The organism is Hymenobacter latericoloratus (genome assembly GCF_014199535.1).
Lineage (GTDB): Bacteria > Bacteroidota > Bacteroidia > Cytophagales > Hymenobacteraceae > Hymenobacter > Hymenobacter latericoloratus.
Genome location: NZ_JACHNV010000003.1, coordinates 95,830 through 117,791 on the forward strand (window position 1 = coordinate 95,830; position 21,962 = coordinate 117,791).

Below are 21,962 nucleotides of genomic sequence, written 5' to 3' on the forward strand. Positions count from 1 at the left end.
TGCAAAGCTCGGCTCTATTTAGATAGATTCAAAACAGTTCTTTAGAAATATTCTACCCTTGGTTTAAGGCTTTTGAAAATCAGAATGATACCCAACAAAAAACCCAACGCGAGCAGGGCTTTGCGTTGGGTTTACACGATAGATAAGGGGTAGGCAGGGCAGCGCGCTACCCTGCTACGGCAGTCTGCGCGGCTGCTACCCCCACTGGCAAGGCAAAAGCCTCCGCCAGCAACTCGTAGGAGCGCAGGCGGTCATCAAAGTCATGGGTGATGGTAACAGCTACCACCTCGTCCACGGCATAGTCGGCGGCCAGGGCCAGCAGGTCGGCCTTTACCTTATCGGGCGTGCCGCTGATGATACGCTGGTGGTGGTAGGCCAGGCGGTGCAGCAGATCGGCCGAGAGGTTCTTCAGATTTACTTTCTCCACGGCATCAATGGGCGAGTAGTTGCCGGTTTCCAGCTTTAGCATCTGCAGGGCCAGGTTGTCGGCCAGGGCCTGGGCGTAGCCGGCCGTATCGGCGCACACTACAAATATGGCCACATTGGCCTGGGGCGCGGCCAGCTCGGCGGAAGGCTTGAACCGGTCGCGGTACAGCTTCATAAGCTTGGGGCCGCTGTTGGGGTTGATGAAATGGGCGAACGAGAAGGCGGCGCCCGCCTCCGCCGCAAACAAGCCGCTTTGGCCGCTGGAGCTGAGCAGCCACAGCTCGGGCTGGGTATCAGCGAAAGGCGCGGCTTTCACGGTGGCGTGAATGGTATCGGCCACTACCTCGTCGCGCAGGTAGGCCCGCAGGTCCATGAGCTGCTCGGCGAAGTCCTCGTCGCTGAAGGTGTTGTGCGGGTTGAGGGCGTGGGCCGTGATGCGGTCGGAGCCCGGAGCGCGCCCGATGCCCAGGTCGATGCGGCCGGGGTAGAGGGTTTCGAGCAGACGAAAGTTCTCGGCCACCTTCAGGGCCGAGTAATGGGGTAGCATCACCCCACCCGAGCCCAGCCGGATGCGGTCGGTTTCGGCCCCGAGGCGGGCCAGCAGCACCTCCGGCGCCGAGCCGGCCAGGGTATTGGTATTGTGGTGCTCCGACACCCAGAAGCGGGTAAAGCCCCGCTGGTCGGCCAGGCGGGCCAGCTCCAGGGTGTGCTGCAGGGCCTCGCGCGGGGTGCGGCCCACCGGCACCGGCGACTGGTCGAGGACGCTGAGATGTATGGTCGAAGAAGTTTTCATGGCAGAAGAGTAACAGCTACCATAACCGCCGGGCGGCCGGGTTAGTTTGCCGCCGCTACTCCGCGCATTCCAGGGCCGCCACGTCGGCGGCGTTGAGCAGGGCCAGGTGGCGGGTGATTTTCTCGGCCGGCCAGTCCCACCACGCCAGGCGGTTGAGGCGGGCAATGGTGTCCTCATCGAAGCGGTAGCGGACCAGCTGGGCGGGGTTGCCGGCCACAATGGCGTAATCGGGCACGTCGCGGGTTACCACGGCCTTGGTAGCCACCACCGCCCCGTTCCCGATGCGCACCCCGGGCATGATGGTGGCCTCGTGCCCCATCCAGACGTCGTGGCCCACCACAGTGTCGCCCTTCGAGGGGTACTTGTCCCGGATATCGACGCCCGCCATCAGCTGCTCCCAGCCGCCCCCGAAAATGGCGAAGGGGAAGGTGGAAACCGGAGCGGTTTCGTGGTTGCCGCCGTTCATGATGAACTTCACCCCCGAAGCCAGGGCACAGAACTTCCCGATAATCAGCCGGTCGCCAATGAAATCGAAGTGGTAGAGCACGTTCCGCTCGAAGTTGGCCGCATCGTCCAAGTCGTCATAGTAGGTGTAGTCGCCGACGATGATGTTGGACCGGGTGATGCTGTTTTTCAGGAACACCAGCTTGCGGTGGTGGGGTAGGGGGTGCAGGGTAGCGGGGTCGGGGCCGTGCATAGGAAGTCAGCAAAAAGTCGGCGTAAAGATAGATTGGCGCGTAGCTGCGGAGCGGCAGGTACCACCTTTTCTGGTGGCGGCGCGCACAAAATCCGGGTAAGATGGCGCACGCGTAGAAGTCTGCCGGCCGGCGTGCGCTACCTTCGCGCCCGCATGATTTCTACCCTTACCCTCGCCCTGCTCTGTGTATTTGCCTTTCTGGCTGGTTTGATTGACGCCATTGTGGGCGGGGGCGGCCTGATTCAGCTGCCGGCCATGCTGGTGCTGCTCAAAGATGTGGGTACGCCGGTGCCTACCATTCTGGGCACGGGCAAGGTGTCTTCCCTCATGGGCACGGCCGCCGCCCTGCGGCGCTACGCGGGCCAAGTGCCCATTCAGTGGCGGGCCGTGGGTACGGCGGCGGCCGTGGCAGGCATATTTTCGTTTCTGGGGGCGCGGGTGGTGAGCCGGCTGCCCCAGGAGCTGCTGCCGCCCCTGGTGCTGGGGCTGCTGGTGGTTATTGCCATCTATACCTTCTGGCGCAAGGATTTCGGCTCCATTCACGCCCCGCGCCTGCCCAAAAGCCGGGAGGCACTGTATGGTGGACTGGTTGGGCTGATTATCGGATTTTACGACGGATTTTTCGGGCCGGGCACGGGGTCTTTCCTGCTGTTTGCCTTCGTGGGGCTGTTCGGCTACGACTTCATTACGGCATCGGCTTCGGCTAAGCTGGTGAATGTGGCCACCAACCTGGCGGCCCTGGCCTACTTCGCTTATACCGGCCAAATTCTGTGGGGCGTTGCGCTGCCCATGGCCGTGAGCAATATCCTGGGCTCCACGCTGGGCGCCCACCTGGCTTTGCGCCACGGCACGGGTTTCGTGCGTATCCTGTTTCTGGTTGTCGTTGGCGCCTTTATTATTAAGCTCAGTCTGCAAGTCTTCGAGGTGAAGTTTTAAAGGGGTGTCATGGCGAGGAGGTACGACGAAGCCATCCTTCCTCTGCGTGTGAAAATCCTGATAACGTGACAAGCCCTTACTTCCAGCACGGAGGTAAGGGCTTGTCACATTTCAGGGGGTAGTGCGCTGGTCAGGACGGATGGCGTCGCGCTGCTCGCCATGACAATCCTTTGCCGCGCTACTCCTCGTAGCGGCTGGGCAGGCCGGGGGCGGCGTTGCCCTGGGCGCCCTGGCCGCTGGGCACGCCCATTTTCTCTTCGCGCTTGCGCTGATATTTATCGAACTGCTGGGGCGTGAGGGTTTCCTTGAGCATGGCCATGCGCGACTGCCCGATGTCGTCGATGACGGCGGCCATCTTGCGCACATCCTGGCGGTAGGTCTGGCGGGCCGTTTCCACGCCGCGCACACTAATCAGGTTGATCTGGCGCACTTTCTCTACTTGCTGCGGATTTAGCCCCAGGGCCTTCTGCATGTTATCGGTGAGGGCGTTGGCGCGGGCTTCTACCTGAGCCGGGTTGGGAGCCGCCGGACGGGTAGGAGCCGCCGTGGCCGCCGCCGCTGGCTTGGGTTTGGGCTTAGCGGCGGGGGTAGTCTGGGCCAGTAAGGCGGCGGGGGTAGCCAGCAGCAGGGCCGCGAAAAGGGTAGTCTTCATGTGGGAAAAGCAGAAAAATCGGGGCGCCGATAGCAGAGGCGCGAGGCTTTGCAACTGTAAAGATGATGCCAGATTATGAATGTCCTGGTCCGACAACGCAGAAAAGGCCTGGTGTATTCCGTGGGGTAGCAAAAATCTGGCGTTAGCGGGGCGCAACCTTTCCGGTCGGGTTTCCATACACTCCAATGAACCGGCCGTCCGGTTCTACTTGCATCCTACCTGCCTATGAAACCTGAAACCCGAAATACGCTTCTGGCCGCCGCGGCCGGCGCCGTGGGCCTGCTGGCCGCTACTCTCTACTCCAACCGTCGCGGCAATTACGACCTCTCGGGCCGCGTGGTGCTGATTACGGGTGGCTCGCGGGGGCTGGGCCTGATTCTGGCGCGGCAGGCGGTGGCGGAAGGCGCCAAAGTAGCCATTTGTGCCCGCGATGCCGACGAGCTGGAGCGGGCCCGCCAGGAGCTAACCCAGGACGGCGCCGAAGTGCTGGCCCTGGTCCGGGACCTGACCAACGCCGAGGAAGTGCAGACCCTGGTGGCCGAGGTGGAGCGCCGGCTGGGCAGCATTGAGGTGCTGGTCAACAACGCCGGCATCATCACGGCCGGCCCCCTCGACAACATCGAGCTGCGCGACTACCAGGATTCCATGGATACTCACTTCTGGGCTCCCCTGCACGCCATGCAGGCCGTGCTGCCGGGTATGCGCCGCCGGGGCGAGGGCCGCATCGTGAACATTGCCTCCGTGGGCGGCAAAGTGCCCGTGCCCCATCTGGCGCCCTACTGCGCCAGCAAGTTTGCGCTGGTGGGCCTCTCGGAAAGCTACCGCGCTGAGCTGCTGCAGTACGGCATTCAGGTGACTACTGTTTGCCCCGGCCTGCTGCGCACGGGTAGCGCCCGCCACGCCATTGTGAAGGGCCAGCACCAAAAGGAGTACGCCGCCTTCATCATTGCCGACTCCCTGCCCATGCTGTCCATGAATGCCGACCGGGCCGGCCGCGAAATCTGGAACGCCTGCCGCCGCGGCGAGGCCGAAGTAATTCTGAGCGTGCCCGCCAAAGTGCTTTCCACCCTGCACGGCCTCTTCCCCGGCACTACGGCCGATGTACTGAGCTGGGTGAACCGCGCCCTGCCCGGTCCCGGCGGCCCCCTCGGCGACGAGCGGCGCCGGGGCTACGAAAGCGAATCGGAAGCCAGCCGATCTTGGTTGACGGCGCTAACCCGCAAGGCCGAAAAGCAGAACAACGAGCGGTAATTCGGTTGTCAGAGGTGAGTTGCCAGTTGCCGGTTAGCCGGGTGAACTGCTGAGCAACACGAAGGACCTTGGTGTAAAAGCCTCCTGGGGAGTGCCCCAGAACGTTATGCAGAGGCGCGGCCGAAGCATCTCGCGTGCTGAGTTTGCCAAAGTACCTGTCATGTCGAGCCCCGCGAGACATCTCGCGTGCTAACGTTGTAATGGTAGCTCAACATCACCACGCGAGATGCTTCGCCTTCGGCTCTGCATGACGTTCAGTCGTTTTTAATACCTTCCAAACAGAGAGCCAACTATAAATACCTTTTTGAGCGCCGGCTGACAGGCCTTTTGTAGCGGTTCGTTTTGTGTATCATTGCCCCCTGACAACCGGCAACTGGTAACCCGCACCTCCTTTGTCCTACCCCGTTCACCTCACGTTAGGGCCCCTGCTCGTTCCGGTGCATCTGCTGCTGGAGGTGTTGGCGTATTCGGTGGGCTACCGCTTTTACCAGCACCTGCGCACCCGCACCCCGGACCCGATATCCGACGAAAACCGCCTCTGGATTTTCATCGGCTGCGCGGCCGGCGCCCTGCTCGGTTCCCGCGTACTGGGCCTGCTGGAACACCCGGAACTGCTGCTCGATCCGCCCGGCGGCTGGCTGTACTACTTCACCAACAAAACCATTGTTGGGGGCCTGCTGGGCGGCCTGGTAGGGGTAGAGCTGACCAAAAAGCGCCTCGGCGTAACAACCTCCAGCGGCGACCTGATGGTGTACCCGATTCTGCTGGCCATGTGCATCGGCCGGCTCGGCTGCCACCTCTCGGGCCTCGAAGACGGCACCTACGGCACGGCCACTACCCTGCCGTGGGGCTTCAACTTCGGCGACGGGGTAGCGCGCCACCCTACCAACCTCTACGAAATCGGGTGGCTGCTGCTCACGGCGGCCGGCTTATGGCTCTCGGAGCGCCGCGGTCCGCTCCCGAACGGCTGGCGCTTCCGGTTTTTCCTGGCCGGCTACCTGCTGTTCCGGCTGCTGGCGGAGTTTCTGAAGCCCACGCCCGCCCCGTCCGGCTGGGGCCTCACCGCCATTCAGTGGGCCTGCTTGGCGGGACTGGGGTATTACGGGTGGTTGTTTGCCGCCGACCAAAGGAAAGCTCTATCTTGAAATAAATACACTCTATTCTAATTCTATAAAGCTTTTTGAAAACCAATATATTATGAGAAAATCCATTACGATAGGTAAAAGAAGCTTCTTGTCCAAGAAAGAAGCATTGCTTTATTACAAGAATATACTCAATAGCTACAAATTCGGCCAATCATTAAATGATAATGATTTTGATAGCCTGATAGCCTTGCTTGACTATGACTACCAGATTAATACAGAGAAATTAGATAATTCAGAAAAGATAGATAAAGCAATAAATAATAAATGTGAAGATGAGTCAGAGAAATTAGTAGTAGAAGATATAATCGTGTCTAAAGCTCAATTTAATACTAAATGCTTCGAGGTAGTATATAGTGATAATACAAGCTGTTATATATCATATATAATGATAATCAATAGAAAGGAATACACACACGAATCATTGTTTAATATTGCCTGTAGAAACTGTATTCAAAAAGATCTACGCAAGGTAAAATTGGAATATTTTAAAAATAATTCTGTTCAAGGAAGGGTAAAGTGCCAAGAAACAAATGTCTTATCAAGATGGGAAGAATTGGTTGTGGATCATAGGCAGCCAAATACTCTTTCTATGATCATAGACAGATTTAAAGAAATTAATAATATTTTTTTAGAAAATTTGGAATATCAAACTGATAAAAATAATCTAATAATGTTTAAAGATCAGGATTTATTACAAAAATTTTCTTTGTATCACCAGGCTAAAGCTACATTACGTGTGGTTCGTAAGGAATGTAATTCTTCTCGGTCGTCTATGGGTCGTGTAAAGAAAAATTTAAAAGACTTGACAATTGATCAGACACAGCTCCCTCTGTTCTAGGTTTTCCAATCGTCCCTACCATGCCCGAACGGCCCTACACCTATTACGACTTCACGCTAAGCCTGTGCCCGCACTGCCTGCGGCGGGTGGAAGCCAAAATCGTGTTTGAAGACGGCGGCGTGTACATGCTCAAGCGCTGCCCCAGCCACGGCCGCCAAAAGGTGCTCATTGCTACCGATATTGAGTACTACAAGAGCATCCGCAACTACGTGAAGCCCAGCGAAACGCCGCGCCGCTTCAACACCGCTACCCACTACGGCTGCCCTTACGACTGCGGCTTGTGCGCCGACCACGAGCAGCACAGCTGCCTCACCGTTATCGAAATAACGGACCGCTGCAACCTCACCTGTCCTACCTGCTACGCCGAGAGCAGCCCCCTGCACGGCCGGCACCGCACCCTGGCGGAGGTAGAAGCCATGGTGGACGTGCTGGTGGAAAACGAAGGCGAGCCCGACGTGGTGCAGATATCCGGCGGGGAGCCCACCCTGCACCCGCAGTTCTGGGAGATTTTGGATATGTGCAAGCGCAAGCCCATCAAGCACCTGATGGTGAACACCAACGGCGTGCGCCTGGCCAAAGATGAGGCCTTCGTGGCCCGGCTGGCTACCTACGAGGGCGCGTTTGAGGTGTATCTGCAGTTTGATTCCTTTAAGAAGGAAGCCCTGGAAAGTCTGCGTGGCCGCGACCTGCGCGAGGTGCGCCTGCAGGCCCTGGAACACCTCAACAAGTACAACCTCAGCACTACCCTGGTCGTGACCCTACAGAAGGGGCTGAACGATGATGAAATGGGCCAGATCATCGACTTTGCCCTGCAGCAGCGCTGCGTGCGCGGCGTCACGTTCCAGCCCACCCAGGCCGCCGGCCGCCTCCAGAACTTCGACCCCGCCACCGACCGCCTCACCCTCACCGAAACCCGCCAGCGCATCATCGAGCAAAGCCCCGTCTTCACGGCCGAGGACCTATTGCCGGTGCCCTGCAACCCCGATGCCCTGGTGATGGGCTACGCCCTGAAGCTGGGCGGCGAGGTGTTTCCGCTGACGCGCTACGTGCAGCCCGCCGAGCTGCTCCAGAGCAGCGGCAACACCATCGTGTACGAGCACGACCCGCGCCTGCGCCAGCACCTGCTGCGCCTGTTCAGCACGGCCAACACCGTGGATACCATCACCCCCGAGCTCAACCAACTGCTCTGCTGCCTACCCTCCATTCAGGCTCCCAACCTTCGCTACGAAAACCTGTTCCGGGTAATTATTCTGCAGTTCATGGATGCCTGGAACTTTGATGTGCGCGCCATCAAAAAGTCCTGCGTGCACATCGTGAGCAAGGATTTGAAGATTATCCCTTTTGAAACCATGAACCTGCTGTACCGCGACGAGGAAAAGCTGGCGCGCCTGCAGCAGTTGCGGGACATTCCGGTCCTCTAACTTTCCTACCCCATGGAAACGCCTGAACCTTCCAAACCGCCCGAGCTGTCCACAGGGGCCCTGCTGGGCCGGGTAGTGGCAGCTAATTTCGCTGCGCTGCTGGTGCTCGGCAGCGTGGGCGGCTTCATCGGAATGCTGGCCCTGCCAGTACTGAACCTGGTAATTGGGGTGGCGCTCCTGTTTACTGCGCACCGCAAGCTGGGCAAGGTCATGCTGGTGTCGGGGCTGGTGGTGGCGCTGCTGGGGCTGGGCACCTGCGCCCTCATCCTCAGTAACCTGCGCGTCAGCCACTGACGCCCCAGGTAGGGTGCGTTTGGGCCTGTGCTCAGAGTCTCGGAAACTGCTTGACGGAAAACAAAAAGCCCGGCTACCACAGCCGGGCTTTTTGCACTTGAACAGGGAGAAAGGCGCTTAGCGCGCGAATACCGAGGTATAGGTGGTAGTGCCTTGCTCGCCGGTCTGGGTTAGCTTGAGGCGCAGGGTCGTGGGGGTCAGCTCTTCTACGGCGTAGTGGCGGGTCACGTCGGGCTGGGTAACCGTCAGGGAGTCGCCGGCCAGCGTCCAGGAGCCGGTGAGCTGCTGGGGAGCTTCGGGGTGTGCTTTAATAGCGGCCTCATCGAGGGTGTAGCTGCCGCCGGTGTTAAACAAATGCAGATTGTCGCGTTGAGCGTCCTTGATGCGCGAAAACAGGTCCACGGCGGGGGTAGCGGCGGCACCCGGGGTAGCAGTAACCAGCGTCAGGCCGGTCAGGCGCCAGGGGCCGGCAGCCAGCAGCTCCGGTTTCGATTGGACGGTTGTAGCGGCAGCTGCCACTTCCTGGGCGGGATCTTTAATCTCCTCAATCTCTTTTTCGCAAGAGGCAAATACGAGGGTACTAGCCAGCAGGCTCAGGAATACGGGCAGTTTCTTCATGAAAACGGGTTTTGGTGATTGTACAACAACACGCTTCGAGGCGTAGTACATCTGCGGCATAAGCCTCACTTTTTACGTCCAACTTCTCTACTACCTGGTTGCCCGTGGGCTACCGATATCACAAAGGTAATGGATTGTAATTAATACTGGTTCAGGCGGTTAGAAAAATTACCTGATTCGTGCTACGCGGTACCCATGAGGTGCAATATCAAGCGTATTTTCTTGCTATATAGCCCTGTATATCCCCGAAAAATAAAATCAGCCGACTGTATCCCAGTCGGCTGTACCAAATAGAGAATATGGTTTTTTAAGTATTTACCCGGCGGGCTGGCAGCGGGGGCAGGTGTAGGTAGCCCGGCCCCCGACGTACGTTTTTTCAATTTTGGTAGTAGCATGCCGCGGACAGAACTGGTGCTGATCCGTGCCGGGCGTCGCGGAATCGTCCCATTCCCGAGCATGAATCAGGAAGCTGGCCGGGAAATCCCGGTAGGTGGCCTCGTGGCCGATGGCCGTGCGCAAGACCAACTGAATAGCGTCGTGCAGGTCGTTGAACTCAGCGGTAGTCAGGGTATGGGCCAGGCGCTCCGGGTGGATCCGGGCCTGGAACAGCACCTCGTCCACAATCCAATTACCGAGGCCCGCCGTGATGCTCTGGTCGAGCAGCAGCGGTTTTAGGAAAGTTTTACGTTTGGCGAGCTTGTGCTGCAGCTGTCCGGCGGTAACATCCAGCGCATCGGGGCCCAGCTTTTTCGCCTGTTGGTATTGGGCTACTCCTTCGGCCAGCCGGATGCGGCCAAACTTGCGCGGATCAACAAAGGCCACGCGCAGCCCCGACCCCAGGTGGAAAGCCACGCGGGTGAACCGAGGCGCGTCGGGCTCGTCGCGGTAGGCGCCTACGTCGCCGGTCATGCCGAAGTGCAGCACCAGCACCTGCCCGCTGCTCAGGAGCAGAAAGCAGTTTTTGCCCAGCCGGCTGGTACCGGTTACCGTGTGGCCCACCAGGGCCCGGCGCAGGGTGTCTTCGTCGGTGGCTAGTACGTGGGCGTCTTTTACTTCGAGGGCCGCAATGGATTGGTGCAGCATCACCTCCTCCAGAAAGCGGCGGTAGGTTTCAACTTCCGGTAGTTCGGGCATGTAGAGAAATGGGTAGGTTAGCAGGACGCACCTGCACGGAGGGAGCAGGGCAGCCCTTAGTAACAAGCGCGGCACCAGGCTACGTTCCCGGCCCGCTCAACCTCTGTGCCCGCCCGGCCGCGTCGCCGCGAAAAAGTGCCCCGGCGGCTTGCCCGTGTGCCTGCTAGAGCCGGAGCAGGCCTTCCAGCACCACTACGCCGGTGCCGCCTATCTGCACCGCCTCAATGGCCTCGCGGGGGCCGTGCACACTCACCTGCACCGTGCCCGGCCGGCCCAGCCAGTGACCCTGCTCGGCCACGAAATCAGGGCGGCTGAGGTAGCCGTAGTGCCAGAGGTAGGCGGCCATGCCGCCAGTGGCCGAGCCGGTTACGGGGTCTTCCAGCACATCGGGCGGGGTGCACAGGTGGCGGGCAAAGGTGGCGCCGGCGGAGGTAGCGCCTTCCAGGCAAAACAAGTGGGAGCTGAAAAAATCGGTGCGCCGCCGGTATTCCTCCAGCGCGGCCGGGTTGGGCAGGTAGGCCCGGCGCAGGGTAGCCGCGTCGCGCACCAGCACCATGAGCTGGGGCGTGCCCGTGCTCACCGTCTGCACCACGGAACCCGGCACCAGGTCATCGGGGGTAAGGCCGAACAGGGGCAGCACCTGGGCCGCATCGTGTATCTGCCCAAACACCGGGCGGCGCTGGGTCATGAGCACCTGGGCCGGCGCCGTGGGGGTAGCGGGTGGCAGCACCGCAATAGCAATGGGGCCGTGAATCAGCTCGAGCTGCAGGGCCAGCGGCTCCGTTGTGGGGCGCAGCAGGCGGCCCGTGTGCAACAGCGCCGTGATGGTGGCAATGGTGGGGTGGCCGGCCAGCGGAATCTCCTCGCTAGGCGTGAAGTACCGCACCCCAAACTCGGCCACTTCCGAGCGCCGCACAAAGGCCGTTTCCGACTGGTTAAACTCCTGGCCCAGGCGCTGCATCTGCTCGTCGGTGAGGTCGTCGGCGTCCAGCACTACGGCGCAGGGGTTGCCGCCCAGAGCGGTTTCGGTAAAGGCATCCAGCAGCAGAAAGGGGTAGGAGGGCATGGCAAGGGAACAAGTACAGGGCTAAAGGTATGGCAGATTAGAGAGTACTACCCTAGCAAGCTATAGTACGCTAGTAAACAAGCCCTGACAACCTGAACATGAAAAAGGCCAGCCTCCGTGCGGAAGCTGGCCTTTCGGGACAGTGCTTACAGCAGATGCACTACGACGGATCGGAGAGCAGGGCTACCTGCCGGCCGCTGGTGTCGTAGATGCCGCCGGTGCGGCTGATGTAGAGGCGTCGCTGCTGGCCGTCAACCAGCACGTAGGGGTAATTGGTGCTTTCCGAGCGGGTCAGGCGGCCTACTACCTGGGCGGTCCGGTCCTGCCGATCCACGTGCACCACGCTCAGGCGGTTGGTGATGTAGTAGGGCTCAGCGGGGTTGTCGCGGAAGGTAATTTTGCCCAGCACGCTCACGGGGCTGGCGGTGGTAGCCACCGTGCGCACGGGAGCCGTGGCGCGGTCGGCCAGCACGGCGGGGGTAGCCGAAGGGGCTGCCGTGCGGGTGCTGGCTACAATTTGCTGATTAGCCCGCTGCCAGCCTTCGCCAATGGCCGTGAGGCGGGTGCGGCGGCCGGGGTGGGTCGGGGAGGCCTCATCATCAGACACAACGGCCATACCGGCCTGGGCCTGGGCCAGGCTGGCCCCCATCTTCCGCAGCACAAAGCCCGAAAACTCGTCGGCTTCCAGCTCATCGGCGGGGTTCGAGCCCCCGGCGCGCAGGGTGTGGCCGTTGAGGTGGTGGCCCATTTCGTGGGCCAGAATGCTGATGCCCGCCCAGTCGGTGCGGCCGGCGCGGTTTACCGCCGCCACAAACTGCGGGTTATACAAGAGGTAGCGCTTGCCGCCGTACACCACGGCAGCGGCATTTTGTACTTCGGTGGTAGCACGCAGCTCAAAGCGCGGCTTAAGCCCCACTACATCCGTTATTTCGCGTAGCACGTCGCGCTGGCCGGTGGAGGTTTGCGCCGCTAACGAGCCGGTAAGTAGGAGCCACCCGGCAAGCACCAAGCCTGCGAAGCGGCGGAAGAAGCGAGGGTGGTTCATGAAAAAATCCTGTTAGATGGATGTATCGAGTTGACAATAACCTTGCCGAAAATCCGCAGCCGACATACAGGCGTCAGAAGCAAGGCAGGCAAAGATGGCGGCAAGGAACAATATCTTGAGCGCCTGAGTTGAAGCTGCTACGCGAGCAGGTTAGGGGGGAGAAGATGCGGAATACTTATTGAGCTACATGAAAAAAACACAATTAACCCGGCATTGGTTCATACGGGCCGGGGTAAGCCTACTACTTGTGCTGGGGCCGGCGGCCGGCCTGGTACGAGCCCAGGAAACCTGCCTGCTGGAGCCACTCCCCCTGAGCCAGCGCGTAGCGGCGGCCGCTCTGGTAGTAGAAGCCCGGGTAACCGCCGCCCGCAGCCAGGACGAAGGCGCCCACATCGTCACCCTTAACGAGCTGGAGGTCTATAAAGTATTTCGGGGGGCGCTGCCGGTCGGCAACCTGACCGTAGCCACGGCGGGCGGCACGGTAGGGCTACGGCGGGAGCAGGCCACGAACTCGGCCCAGCTGGCCGTGGGGCAGCAGGGCGTGTTTCTGCTGGTGCCCGATGCCCGGCAGGCGGGCCGCTACCGCCTCTACGCCGGCCCTCAGGGCATCATCAGCTACGATTTAACCACGGCAACCGCCTCCGAGCCTTTTGCGCGGTACGCCTCCATTGAACAGGAGTTGTACCCGGCCCTGGAAGCGCCGGCGGGGCAGGCTTTTCGGGCCGTGCGCCCCAACTCCCTGCTGCAGGCGCGGCTGAGCCGGGCGGCCCGGCCTACTGCCGCGCCGTTTATCAGCAGCCTGAGCCCGGCCGTACTTACGGCCGGTACGGGGGCAGTGCTTACCATCAAAGGCTCGGGGTTCGGGGCCACGCAGGGCAAAGGGATGGTAGGCTTCCGCAATGCCGACAACGGAGGACAGTCTTTTGTCTCGCCCCTGCCTTCGGAGTACGTGAGCTGGTCGGATACCGAAATTAAGGTGCGCGTGCCCTCGGTGGCCGAAGGCGACGGCGGAACGGCGGGCTCAGGAGCCGTGCTGGTCACCAACGGAACCTCGGAAAGCGCCCTGAGCCTGGACAACCTCACCGTTACGTACGCCCTGATCAACCTGGATTATCAGCCCAACGACAGCTCCCCGCTGCTGGCCTACCCCGTCGCGCTGGCCGGGGCCGACAAGCAGGGCGGTTACACCCTACAGTATAACGAGCGGTTTGCGGCTAACACGGCCGCTAAGGAAGCCTTCGAGCGGGCCCTGCTGACCTGGCGCAATGGGGTAGGGGCCAACCGCAAAATAGCCGCCACTACCACCACAACCAATGCCGAGGACCAGCGCGACAACATCAACCTGGTAAGCTTTGATGATGCCCGGGAGCTGGACGCCGGGGTGCTGGGCGTTACCTACTCTTACTACACCGGCTGCAGCAACGGAGGCCCCATCAGCTGGGTACTCACCGGCACCGATTATATTTTCGACGGGGAGCAATTCTGGCAGTTTACGTCCGCTGCCCCCACCAATGGGCAGTTCGATTTTGAAAGCGTAGCTCTGCACGAGCAGGGCCATGGCCTGCAGCTGGGTCATATCATCAAGCCGGGGGCCGTTATGCACTACGCCATTGCTCCCGGATCCAGGAACCGGGCGCTAAGCACCCTCAACGAGGTAGCCGGCGGCAACGCAGAAACGAATTTCAGCCTGACGGCCACTACGTGCAGCCTCGGGGCCTACGCCCGCCTGGCGCCGGTGCCGCTGCCCGTAACCCTGGTGAGCTTTGGGGCCGAGGTGAGACCCGAAGGCGTGCAGCTGCAGTGGCGCACGGCCATGGAGCTGAACAGCCGCTTTTTTGCCCTCGAAGCGGCCGACGACCCTACTGCCTCGGCCTGGACAGAGGTGGCCCGCCTGCCCGCCGCCGGCACCAGCGCCAGCCCCCGCGACTATGCTTACCTCGATGCCCGGCCCCTGAGCGCGTTGCGCTACTACCGCCTGCGCCAGCAGGACCTGGACGGTACCTCGCACTACTCCGAAGTCCTGACCGTGACGCCCGCGGTGGCCGACACCCAGCTGGCCGCCTACCCCAACCCGTTCACGACGGAGCTGCGGGTGCGCCTGCCCGCCGCGCCGGCCGCTACCCTGCGCCTGCTCGACCTCGCGGGCCGGAGCGTGTACGCGCTGCCCGTACCAGCCGCCCAAACCTCCCTGACGCTTACGCCGCCCGCGCTGCAGCCGGGGGTGTATCTGCTGGAGTGGCGGAGCGGCAGCCAGGTGCAGCGTACCCGCCTGCTGAAGCAGTAAGTTGCTGGGAGCAATAACGAAAGAAGCCGCCGGGAAATAGGTCCGGGCGGCTTCTTTTGGTTGAGAAGGGGTAGGCCGACGTACTTACACGGCGGCTGGCTGCCGGCCGGGGGCAACAGCCGCCTGGGGCCGCTCCCCAATCTGCTGGCGCCACATGGCGTAGTAGAGGCCGCGCTGGGCCAGCAACTCTTCGTGGCGGCCGGCCTCGGCTACGTGGCCGCGCTCCAGCACAAATATGCGGTCGGCGTGCAGGATGGTGCTGAGGCGGTGGGCAATCAGGATGGTAATGTGCTGGCGCGAGCCCGACAATTCCCGCACCGTCTGGCCGATTTCCTCCTCCGTCAGCGAGTCCAGCGCCGAGGTGGCTTCGTCGAAAACCAGCAGGGTAGGGCGGCGTAGCAGGGCGCGGGCGATGCTCAGGCGCTGCTTTTCGCCCCCCGAAACCTTCACGCCCCCTTCGCCAATAACCGTATCGAGGCCCAGCGGAGCCCGGGCCAGCAACGACTCGGCAGCGGCCTGGTGCAGGGCGCGCAGACACTGTTCGTCGGTGGCCTGGGGCGCCACAAAACGCAGGTTCTCCCGGATAGTGCCGGCAAACAGCTGAGTGTCCTGCGTGACGAAGCCGATTTGCTCGCGCAGCAGGTCCAGGTCCAGCTCGGGGCCGGGAATGCCGTTATAAAGAATCTGGCCCTGAGCAGGCGGGTAGAGGCCCACCAGCAGTTTCACCAGGGTAGTTTTACCCGAGCCCGAGGGCCCCACGAAGGCAATGGTTTCGCCGAGCTTGGTCTGGAAGCTGATGCCAGCCAGAGCCGGTGTGCTGGCCGTCAGGTGCTGGAAGTGTACCTGCTGGAAAGCCAGGGTTTCAATCTTGCTGATCAGCTTCGGGTGGGTAGGCTTCACTTCCTTGGGCGTGGCCAGAATAAGCTGGTAATTGGCCAGGGAAGCCTCCGTTTCGCGGTACACATTGATGATGGTGCCCATTTCCTGCAGGGGCCCGAAGATGGCGAAGGAGTAGATGAAGAAGGAGAAAAACTCGCCCGGCGAAATCAGCTGCTGCACCACCAGAAACACCAGCATCAGCAGAATCACGTTGCGCATCAGGTTCACAAAGGTGCCCTGCACAAAGGACAAGGAGCGCAGGTAGCGCACTTTCTTCAGCTCCAGCTTCAGGATTTTTTCGGTGGTAGCGTTCAGGCGCTGGGTTTCCTGCTGGGCCAGCCCCAGGCTTTTCACCAGCTCAATGTTGCGCAGGCTCTCGGTGGTAGAGCCGGCCAGGGCCGTGGTTTCGGCCACAATAGTTTTCTGAATTTCCTTGATGCGCTTGCTCAGAAACAGGCTCAGGGTACCCAGCAGCGGAATGGTGAGGAAGTACACCACCGCAATGGGCCAGTACACGCTCACGGCGTACCACGTCACGAACAGAATGGCGACCAGGGAAATAAACAGCACGTTCACGAAGCTCTGAATAAGCTTTTCCACGTCGGTGCGTACTTTCTGGAGCTTGCCCAGGGTTTCGCCGGAGCGCTGATCCTCAAACACCTGGTAGGGCAGCTCCAGGGAATGCCGCAGCCCATCGGAGTACAGCTGGGCCCCCAGGCGCTGGGTGATGACGTTGGTGTAGTAGTCCTGAAAATTCTTGGCAATGCGCGACACCATGGCCACGCCCAGGGCCTTGAGAATCAGCAGGCCCGCGCCTCCGGTCAGAAAAACCCAGAAGGTAGGCTGCCGGGAATCTTGCAGGGCGGGCGTTACGTACCGGTCAATTATCTGCCGCAGAATGTAGGGGTCGAGCAGGGAGAAAATCTGGTTGATGGCCGCCAGCAGCAACGCCAGGGCCAGCAGGCCCCAGTAGTTGCGCAGGTAGCTGTAGAGAAGTTTCATGGAGAGTGGAACAGAGGGGAGACGGGTAAGAAGCACAAACCTACCCGGAAGGTTTAGTTAGGGCATGGGGGTAGGAGGGGTTGTTTCGGGTAGGAAGGTAGGAGGGCGCGAGGGTAGGAGGTGGGCCAGGGCAAGTTCGGCATCCCTAAGGTGCTGGTCAGGTGAGTATTACGTCTGGCAATGTGCTAAAGTCTTATCCAGCCCTAAGCCAATTCTTCGCAAGCAAACCGCCCTGTATTCCTCCCCAACTACCTCTGCTGCCCTCTTGCCCTCACACCCTCACACCCTCTTGCCCTCTTGCCCTCTTACCCCCCACACCCTGAAAGCCCCTACGCCGTAGCCTCGCCGGCGGTACTGGCTACCAGGCGGGTGCTGCCGGGCACCATCACGGGCGGGGCGGCGGTGGCGTTGTAGTGCTGGGCCAGCAGGTGGGTCACGGCGGGCGGCTCCGGCCCCTGGTGCAGCGCCCGGATCCGATTTTTCAGCTCTGCCTCGTCGCGGCTTACGCCCCGCTCATGCTGCTGGGCGTGCTCCGCCCACGATTCCGTCATGAAGTACTCCACCATGCGCGCAGGATCGGCCAGGTCGGCGTAGAGGCCCCAGCCAATGGCGCCCTCGCGGCGCCGGATGCGGGCCAGCTGCTCCATGAGGTAAGTGAAAGTGGGGCGGTCGGCGGGGGCCACGCGGTAGGTGGTGGTGATGATGACCGGGCCGGCCGCGGGGTCCGGGTCCTCGGCCAGCACCGGCTCGGGGCGGGGCCGGGCGGGGGTGTGGTCGAGGCTTTCGGGGGAAGTGCGCAGGGAGAAGCGCAGGACCAGCAGCATCGTCAGGGCCAGCCAGGCGGCGGCTCCGGCCAGGGCCAGGGGTAGGCCCGCGCGCTCCGCTACCGTGCCCCACACCACACTGCCCAACGCCATGCCGCCCTGAATAGTAAGCAGGTACAGGCTGATGGTGCGGGCCTGCACCCAGCGCGGTACCACCGTCTGTACGCCCACGCTAAACGAGTTCAGGACCAGCATCCAGGCCATGCCCACCAAGGTCAGGAGGCTATACAGCAGCCAGTGATTATCGGCGTAGCCCAGCCCCAGCAAACTCACGGCAAAGGCCCCGGTAGCCAGCGTTACGCGCCAGTCAATGCTGAGGCGGCGGTTGAGGCGGGGTAGGATGAACGCCGCCAGAACGGCCCCCAGCCCCATGCAGGAAAGTAGCAGCGAGTAGAATGAAGTCGGCTCGTGGAGGCGGCGCGCTACCACGGCCGGCATCAGGGCAAACAAGGCGCTGGCCCCGAAGGTGAAGCTGACGCCCCGAATCAGAATGTGCTGCACCGCTGGCGCAAACCGGGCGTACCGAATCCCGCCCCGGATGGCCGCTACCACCCGTTCCGTAGCCAGGGTGGAGGTGGCCTGTGGCTCGCGCTGCCAGCGGTACACCATGTAAATCGTGGCCAGAAACGACAGCCCATTCAGCAGAAACGCCGCGCCGGCCGAAAAGTAGCCGATAACCAACCCGCCCAGGGCCGGCCCAAACGCGCGGGCCAGGTTGAAGCTCACACTGTTCAGGGCAATGGCCTGGGGTAGCTCCTGGCGGGGCACCAGCTCGGGCGTCACGGTTTGCCACACGGGGTTGTTCAGGGCCCCGCCCAGGCCCAGCAGAAACGTGAGCGTCAGCAGCAGCCAGGGGTTGTTGAGGCCCAGCAGCGTGACGGCGGCCAGCAGCAGGGCTACCACGGCCATCCAGGTTTGGGTGGCCAGCAGCATTTTGCGGCGGTCCACCAGGTCGGCGAGGGCGCCGGCGGGCAGGCTCAGCAAAAACACGGGCAGCGCCGAAGCCGTCTGGAGCAGGGCCACCAGCACGGGCGAGGGCGTCAGCTCCGTCATTAGCCCCACGGCCCCCACGTTCTGCATCCACGTCCCGATGTTCGACACGAAAGACGCAATCCACAGCATCCGGAAAAACGGAATTTTCAGGGGCGTAAACGGCGAGCTGGACGGCGCAGGTGGGGCAGTAACGGAAGCAGACATGTAGCTCCCTTGCGTAGAAGTGGTGAGGAGGTGATGGGGTGAGGAGGTGAGGAGGTAAATGGTGACAAGTGACAAGTGACAGGTGACAGGTGACAGGCGAATGGACGGCAGACGCTTGGCCTGCGGCCAGAACCTTCCCTTCCTCACCTCCTTACCTCCTCACCCCATCACCTGTCACTATTCACCTGTCACCTGTCACCTGTCACCTGTCACCTGTCACCTGTCACCTGTCACCTGTCACCTGTCACCTGTCACCTGTCACCTGTCACCTGTCACCTCCTCACCCCTTACAGCCTGAGGCCGATGCCGGGGCCGAGTAGGATGAAGGGCTTGCCCTTGCCCAGCAGGTAGCCGCCGCCCAGGTAGAGCGGGAACGTGAGCTTGGCGTCGCTGCGGGTGGGATAGATAGAACCCAAAATAACCACACCCAGGTCGCGGTTAGCGTCTTTGTTGCTGGTGCTGGTCAGGTTGAAGGCGTTGAGGGCCACGAAGCCGGCTCCCACTTTGTAGGGCCGCAGGCGGTTGATTTTTTCGGGATGGTAGAAGCTCAGCTGGCCCAGCATGGCCAGGGAAATACCACCAAACGAGGTATAGCTCGACTCGCCCGAGTACTTGGTCAGCAGACCGCCCGGAAAGCTCACGTCAATATCAAACTTGATGCGACGCTGCAGCACCAGCTCCAGCTTCTGCGAGAAGCCCGGCTCCTGGTACTGGCTTTGGGTGTGCTTCACCGTGATGATAATGGTGCTCCAGTCGTCGAGGGCGTAGGTTTTGCGGTAGCTGAGCAGGCTATTGAGGCTGATGTTACCCACCTGGCACTGCTTGTCCTGATAGAAAGCCGCCCGCACCGAGCTGCCATCGGGGCACACCACCACGTTGTCCACGGTACGCATTTCAATCAGCTCGCCTTTGGCATTCTGGGTTCGGATGTCAAAGGTCAGGTACTGCTTGCCGTAGAGCTGCTGCTCCGAGTCGATGGCGCCGGTATTGAAGCTGAACACTACGTCGCTGATGGTGCGGTTGTAGAGCACCGGCCCGTTCAGGCGCGTCAGCGGCCGGGGCGACTCGCCAAACGTCACGCCCACGAAATCGAGCGGGTGCGGGCGCTGAAACTCCCGCACCGAGAGCCCAAAGCCCGTGGGCTGGCCCGCGTTGAAAATGGTAATGCGCTTTTTATCAATGGTAACCGGCACCTGCACCCGGTACACCACCGCCGCATCGGAGCGGATGCTGGAGTCGGAGGGAATAATCTGCACGTCCTCGAAGTGAAACCGGGCCCGGGTCAGCGACTCGCCCTCCAGGCGCACGTCCACGGTTTCGCCGGGATTTACGGTGGGGTTGGTGCTCCAGTCGCCGCCGCGGTGGCGCACGCTCACGGCCGTAATAGCCGTTTTAGGCGAAATATTAAAATTGGTGACGTACTTAGCCTGGTCGTTTTCCTTGATGTAGAGGTAGCTTTCCGTCTGGCGGTGGGTGTTGTACACGCGCAGCCAGCACAGCACCCGGTCGTTGGTAAGATACTGGCGCGTAAACAGCTCAGCAATCAGGGCGCCGCCGGCTTCCTCCTGATCCTCAATGCGGTAGGTGCGCTTCAGCTCAAAGGTGCGGCCGTTGTCCAGAATCAACTCCACGCCCCGGCGGCGCGAGGCCTCATCCAGGGTAATTTCCTTTTTATCAACGCTCAGGAAACGCAGCCGCGAGGCCTTTACCGTGAATTCCTGCCGGATGGGGGGTAAGGAGTACGTGACGCGGCGGTTATTGTCGGTCAGGAAAGGACGCTCGGTCTGGGGGCGCAGCGTCAGCTGGCGCGTACCCAGAGCGTTGGGCAGCACGTGCAGGCGCAGCACGCCTTTCTCCTGCTCAATGCGGTAGTCAATGTCCTGCCCGCGGGTCCATTCCGTCGTGACGCGGATGTTTTTGGGGTTGTTGCTGCTCAGGTCAAACACCTTCTCTTCGCCCACAAACAGCTCCGTATCCGCAGGCCGGAACTCCAGCACCGTGCGCGTAACGGGCAGCAGCTTCACGGTTTGGGTAAGGGGCGGGCGCCCCACTGAGTCGGCGGGCTGCCGGAAGGTCAGGCTCAGAAACTTGTTGCCGCCCAGGTCCTTGAACCGCAGCTTGGCCCGGTAGTACTGGCCCCCGTCCACAGCCGTGAGCGAGTCCACCAGGGTGAAATCGGCGGAGCGCTGCAGGCGCAGGGCGCCGGCGCGCGCCACTGCCTCGGGGTACACCAGCAGCTCGGCGGCCTCGTCGTCCTGGCGGTAGAAAAAGTACAAGTGGGGCTCACCCTGCACGGCCACCGTGTGGCGGCTCAGACTGTAGCGGGTGGTATCGGTGCGCAGGCTCAGGTCGCGCACCAGGGAAAGTTGTTGGGCCTGAGCAGGCAGGCCACAGAGCAGCAGCAGCAAGGCGGCCAGGCCCCACGCGCCCGGCAGCCTGCGGAACCCGGAGAAGTTCAACACGGCAATCAAAAAAGAAAAAGCAGCTCCCGACCCACCGAAAGCTGCGCAAAGGTAGGACGCGCCGTAGGCCGGTTGCACTCTGGCAGTCCTTTTTTTCAGCAGCTCGCAAGCGCAATTTCCTTCCTCGTGAAAACAGAAGCGCCCCACGCTGCCACGTACGGCGGCGCGGGGCGGCCCGCCGGCTACCCCGGTAGCAGGGGCGGAACTGCCTGGGGGCAACAGGTGCTACAGCTTACCGGCGTTTTGGGCGTGCCAGGCCTTGAGCTCTTTAATCTCCTGCTGTTGGGCCTCCATCATCTGCCGGGCCATTTCCCTGAGCCGGCTGTCCTGGCCGTGGTCAAGCTCAGCGCGGGCCATGTCCACAGCGCTCTGGTGGTGTAAGGTCATGAGCTGATTGAAATTCAGATCGGGGTTAGTGCCCGCCTGCGCCATATTCTGCATCATCCCCTTCATGGAGGCGTTCATTTTGCGGGCGAAGGGGGCAGTGGGCTGGTAGTTAACGGGAGCATTTGCCAGGCGGGCAATACTGGCTTCCAGTTCCCCGATTTCCTTTTGCTGATCAGCCTTAATCTTCTCCGCCATCCGGCGCATCGTGGGGTCCTGGCCGTCGCGCAGTTCAAGGTCGGCCATCACCACGGCACCCCGGTGGTGCTCCAGCATATGACGGGCGAAATCGTAGTCGGTGTTGCCGCGGGGCTTGGTGGCGTGCATCCGCTGCATCATCTCAGTCATGGCCGTTAGCTGGGGCGAGGTGCCGGCCGGGCCAGTAGCGGCAGAATGCCCCATGGCCGCGTGGTCCATGCCGGCCATACCGTCGGCGGCCGGGGCGCCTGGCTGGGTAGCAGTGGCCGCCGGGTCGGGGGTGTGGGTGGCGTTGTTGCAGCTGCTGAGCAGCAGGCCCACTGACAAGAAAGCGGTAAGGCCAAAAGCTGAAGTTTTCATGAGAGCAGGGGGTAGGGTGGGGAGGCCTAGTAAGGGTCGTGAAAATCATGCAAGAA

At 61.6% G+C, this 21,962-nt stretch carries 18 protein-coding genes; 7 read left to right on the forward strand and 11 right to left on the reverse strand.

Going from position 1 to position 21,962, the window contains the following annotated elements; translation table 11 throughout:
* Positions 1 to 166: 166 nt before the first annotated feature.
* Both GGU46_RS10920 and GGU46_RS10925 read right to left on the reverse strand, forming a co-directional pair.
* Positions 167 to 1,219: an LLM class flavin-dependent oxidoreductase gene (locus tag GGU46_RS10920; RefSeq protein ID WP_183403583.1), complete on the reverse strand. Its 1,053-nt coding sequence runs from the start codon at positions 1,217 to 1,219 to the stop codon at positions 167 to 169.
* A 55-nt stretch (positions 1,220 to 1,274) separates the two neighbouring features.
* A complete protein-coding gene (locus tag GGU46_RS10925; protein ID WP_183403584.1) occupies positions 1,275 to 1,916 on the reverse strand; it encodes a CatB-related O-acetyltransferase in 642 nt (213 codons plus the stop codon).
* A gap of 153 nt (positions 1,917 to 2,069) precedes the next feature.
* Between GGU46_RS10925 and GGU46_RS10930 the strand changes: the two genes are divergently transcribed.
* A complete protein-coding gene (locus tag GGU46_RS10930) occupies positions 2,070 to 2,852 on the forward strand; it encodes a sulfite exporter TauE/SafE family protein (protein WP_183403585.1) in 783 nt (260 codons plus the stop codon).
* A 178-nt stretch (positions 2,853 to 3,030) separates the two neighbouring features.
* Here the strand turns inward: GGU46_RS10930 and GGU46_RS10935 are convergent, their stop codons facing one another.
* A complete protein-coding gene (locus GGU46_RS10935; RefSeq protein WP_183403586.1) occupies positions 3,031 to 3,504 on the reverse strand; it encodes a hypothetical protein in 474 nt (157 codons plus the stop codon).
* A gap of 225 nt (positions 3,505 to 3,729) precedes the next feature.
* On the opposite strand from GGU46_RS10935, the gene GGU46_RS10940 reads away from it, so the two are divergent.
* The 5 genes from GGU46_RS10940 to GGU46_RS10960 all read left to right on the forward strand — a co-directional run bounded on the left by GGU46_RS10940 (position 3,730) and on the right by GGU46_RS10960 (position 8,453).
* Entirely contained in the window at positions 3,730 to 4,755 is a 1,026-nt protein-coding gene (locus GGU46_RS10940) for an SDR family NAD(P)-dependent oxidoreductase (protein ID WP_183403587.1), read from the forward strand.
* Positions 4,756 to 5,147: 392 nt separating this feature from the next.
* Complete coding sequence (locus GGU46_RS10945) at positions 5,148 to 5,900, forward strand: prolipoprotein diacylglyceryl transferase (protein ID WP_183403588.1); 753 nt, start codon at positions 5,148 to 5,150, stop codon at positions 5,898 to 5,900.
* Between the two features lie 52 nt (positions 5,901 to 5,952).
* Positions 5,953 to 6,738 carry a DUF3223 domain-containing protein gene (locus GGU46_RS10950; protein WP_183403589.1) on the forward strand — a complete coding sequence of 262 codons (786 nt, stop codon included), beginning with the start codon at positions 5,953 to 5,955 and terminating at the stop codon, positions 6,736 to 6,738.
* A 20-nt stretch (positions 6,739 to 6,758) separates the two neighbouring features.
* Positions 6,759 to 8,159, forward strand: a complete 1,401-nt coding sequence (locus GGU46_RS10955) for a radical SAM protein (protein WP_183403590.1) — start codon at positions 6,759 to 6,761, stop codon at positions 8,157 to 8,159.
* A gap of 12 nt (positions 8,160 to 8,171) precedes the next feature.
* Positions 8,172 to 8,453 carry a hypothetical protein gene (locus GGU46_RS10960; RefSeq protein WP_183403591.1) on the forward strand — a complete coding sequence of 94 codons (282 nt, stop codon included), beginning with the start codon at positions 8,172 to 8,174 and terminating at the stop codon, positions 8,451 to 8,453.
* Between the two features lie 117 nt (positions 8,454 to 8,570).
* On the opposite strand, the gene GGU46_RS10965 is transcribed toward GGU46_RS10960, so the two are convergent.
* From GGU46_RS10965 to GGU46_RS10980, 4 genes are all read right to left on the reverse strand, one after another.
* Complete coding sequence (locus GGU46_RS10965; RefSeq protein ID WP_183403592.1) at positions 8,571 to 9,071, reverse strand: DUF5004 domain-containing protein; 501 nt, start codon at positions 9,069 to 9,071, stop codon at positions 8,571 to 8,573.
* 315 nt (positions 9,072 to 9,386) lie between these two features.
* On the reverse strand, positions 9,387 to 10,205 hold the full coding sequence (gene mutM / locus GGU46_RS10970; protein WP_183403593.1) for a DNA-formamidopyrimidine glycosylase: 819 nt from the start codon (positions 10,203 to 10,205) through the stop codon (positions 9,387 to 9,389).
* A 163-nt stretch (positions 10,206 to 10,368) separates the two neighbouring features.
* On the reverse strand, positions 10,369 to 11,271 hold the full coding sequence (locus GGU46_RS10975; RefSeq protein ID WP_183403594.1) for a PhzF family phenazine biosynthesis protein: 903 nt from the start codon (positions 11,269 to 11,271) through the stop codon (positions 10,369 to 10,371).
* A 160-nt stretch (positions 11,272 to 11,431) separates the two neighbouring features.
* A complete protein-coding gene (locus GGU46_RS10980) occupies positions 11,432 to 12,316 on the reverse strand; it encodes a M48 family metalloprotease (protein ID WP_183403595.1) in 885 nt (294 codons plus the stop codon).
* Between the two features lie 187 nt (positions 12,317 to 12,503).
* Here GGU46_RS10980 and GGU46_RS10985 point away from each other — a divergent pair, with 187 nt between their 5' ends.
* Positions 12,504 to 14,600, forward strand: coding sequence for an IPT/TIG domain-containing protein (locus GGU46_RS10985; protein WP_183403596.1), 2,097 nt, complete (start codon positions 12,504 to 12,506; stop codon positions 14,598 to 14,600).
* Between the two features lie 84 nt (positions 14,601 to 14,684).
* On the opposite strand, the gene GGU46_RS10990 is transcribed toward GGU46_RS10985, so the two are convergent.
* The 4 genes from GGU46_RS10990 to GGU46_RS11005 form a co-directional block, all read right to left on the reverse strand.
* Complete coding sequence (locus GGU46_RS10990; RefSeq protein ID WP_183403597.1) at positions 14,685 to 16,481, reverse strand: ABC transporter ATP-binding protein; 1,797 nt, start codon at positions 16,479 to 16,481, stop codon at positions 14,685 to 14,687.
* A gap of 329 nt (positions 16,482 to 16,810) precedes the next feature.
* Complete coding sequence (locus GGU46_RS10995; protein ID WP_183403598.1) at positions 16,811 to 18,502, reverse strand: MFS transporter; 1,692 nt, start codon at positions 18,500 to 18,502, stop codon at positions 16,811 to 16,813.
* A gap of 287 nt (positions 18,503 to 18,789) precedes the next feature.
* On the reverse strand, positions 18,790 to 20,964 hold the full coding sequence (locus GGU46_RS11000) for a hypothetical protein (RefSeq protein ID WP_183403599.1): 2,175 nt from the start codon (positions 20,962 to 20,964) through the stop codon (positions 18,790 to 18,792).
* A gap of 225 nt (positions 20,965 to 21,189) precedes the next feature.
* Positions 21,190 to 21,906, reverse strand: coding sequence for a DUF305 domain-containing protein (locus GGU46_RS11005; protein ID WP_183403600.1), 717 nt, complete (start codon positions 21,904 to 21,906; stop codon positions 21,190 to 21,192).
* Positions 21,907 to 21,962: the final 56 nt, after the last annotated feature.

Bases quoted from the DNA above. Each gene is read 5' to 3' on its own strand.
- GGU46_RS10920 (WP_183403583.1), bottom strand. From the start codon at position 1,219: ATGAAAACTTCTTCGACCATACATCTCAGCGTCCTCGACCAGTCGCCG.
- GGU46_RS10925 (WP_183403584.1), bottom strand. From the start codon at position 1,916: ATGCACGGCCCCGACCCCGCTACCCTGCACCCCCTACCCCACCACCGC.
- GGU46_RS10930 (WP_183403585.1), top strand. From the start codon at position 2,070: ATGATTTCTACCCTTACCCTCGCCCTGCTCTGTGTATTTGCCTTTCTG.
- GGU46_RS10935 (WP_183403586.1), bottom strand. From the start codon at position 3,504: ATGAAGACTACCCTTTTCGCGGCCCTGCTGCTGGCTACCCCCGCCGCC.
- GGU46_RS10940 (WP_183403587.1), top strand. From the start codon at position 3,730: ATGAAACCTGAAACCCGAAATACGCTTCTGGCCGCCGCGGCCGGCGCC.
- GGU46_RS10950 (WP_183403589.1), top strand. From the start codon at position 5,953: ATGAGAAAATCCATTACGATAGGTAAAAGAAGCTTCTTGTCCAAGAAA.
- GGU46_RS10955 (WP_183403590.1), top strand. From the start codon at position 6,759: ATGCCCGAACGGCCCTACACCTATTACGACTTCACGCTAAGCCTGTGC.
- GGU46_RS10960 (WP_183403591.1), top strand. From the start codon at position 8,172: ATGGAAACGCCTGAACCTTCCAAACCGCCCGAGCTGTCCACAGGGGCC.
- GGU46_RS10965 (WP_183403592.1), bottom strand. From the start codon at position 9,071: ATGAAGAAACTGCCCGTATTCCTGAGCCTGCTGGCTAGTACCCTCGTA.
- mutM (WP_183403593.1), bottom strand. From the start codon at position 10,205: ATGCCCGAACTACCGGAAGTTGAAACCTACCGCCGCTTTCTGGAGGAG.
- GGU46_RS10975 (WP_183403594.1), bottom strand. From the start codon at position 11,271: ATGCCCTCCTACCCCTTTCTGCTGCTGGATGCCTTTACCGAAACCGCT.
- GGU46_RS10980 (WP_183403595.1), bottom strand. From the start codon at position 12,316: ATGAACCACCCTCGCTTCTTCCGCCGCTTCGCAGGCTTGGTGCTTGCC.
- GGU46_RS10985 (WP_183403596.1), top strand. From the start codon at position 12,504: ATGAAAAAAACACAATTAACCCGGCATTGGTTCATACGGGCCGGGGTA.
- GGU46_RS10990 (WP_183403597.1), bottom strand. From the start codon at position 16,481: ATGAAACTTCTCTACAGCTACCTGCGCAACTACTGGGGCCTGCTGGCC.
- GGU46_RS10995 (WP_183403598.1), bottom strand. From the start codon at position 18,502: ATGTCTGCTTCCGTTACTGCCCCACCTGCGCCGTCCAGCTCGCCGTTT.
- GGU46_RS11005 (WP_183403600.1), bottom strand. From the start codon at position 21,906: ATGAAAACTTCAGCTTTTGGCCTTACCGCTTTCTTGTCAGTGGGCCTG.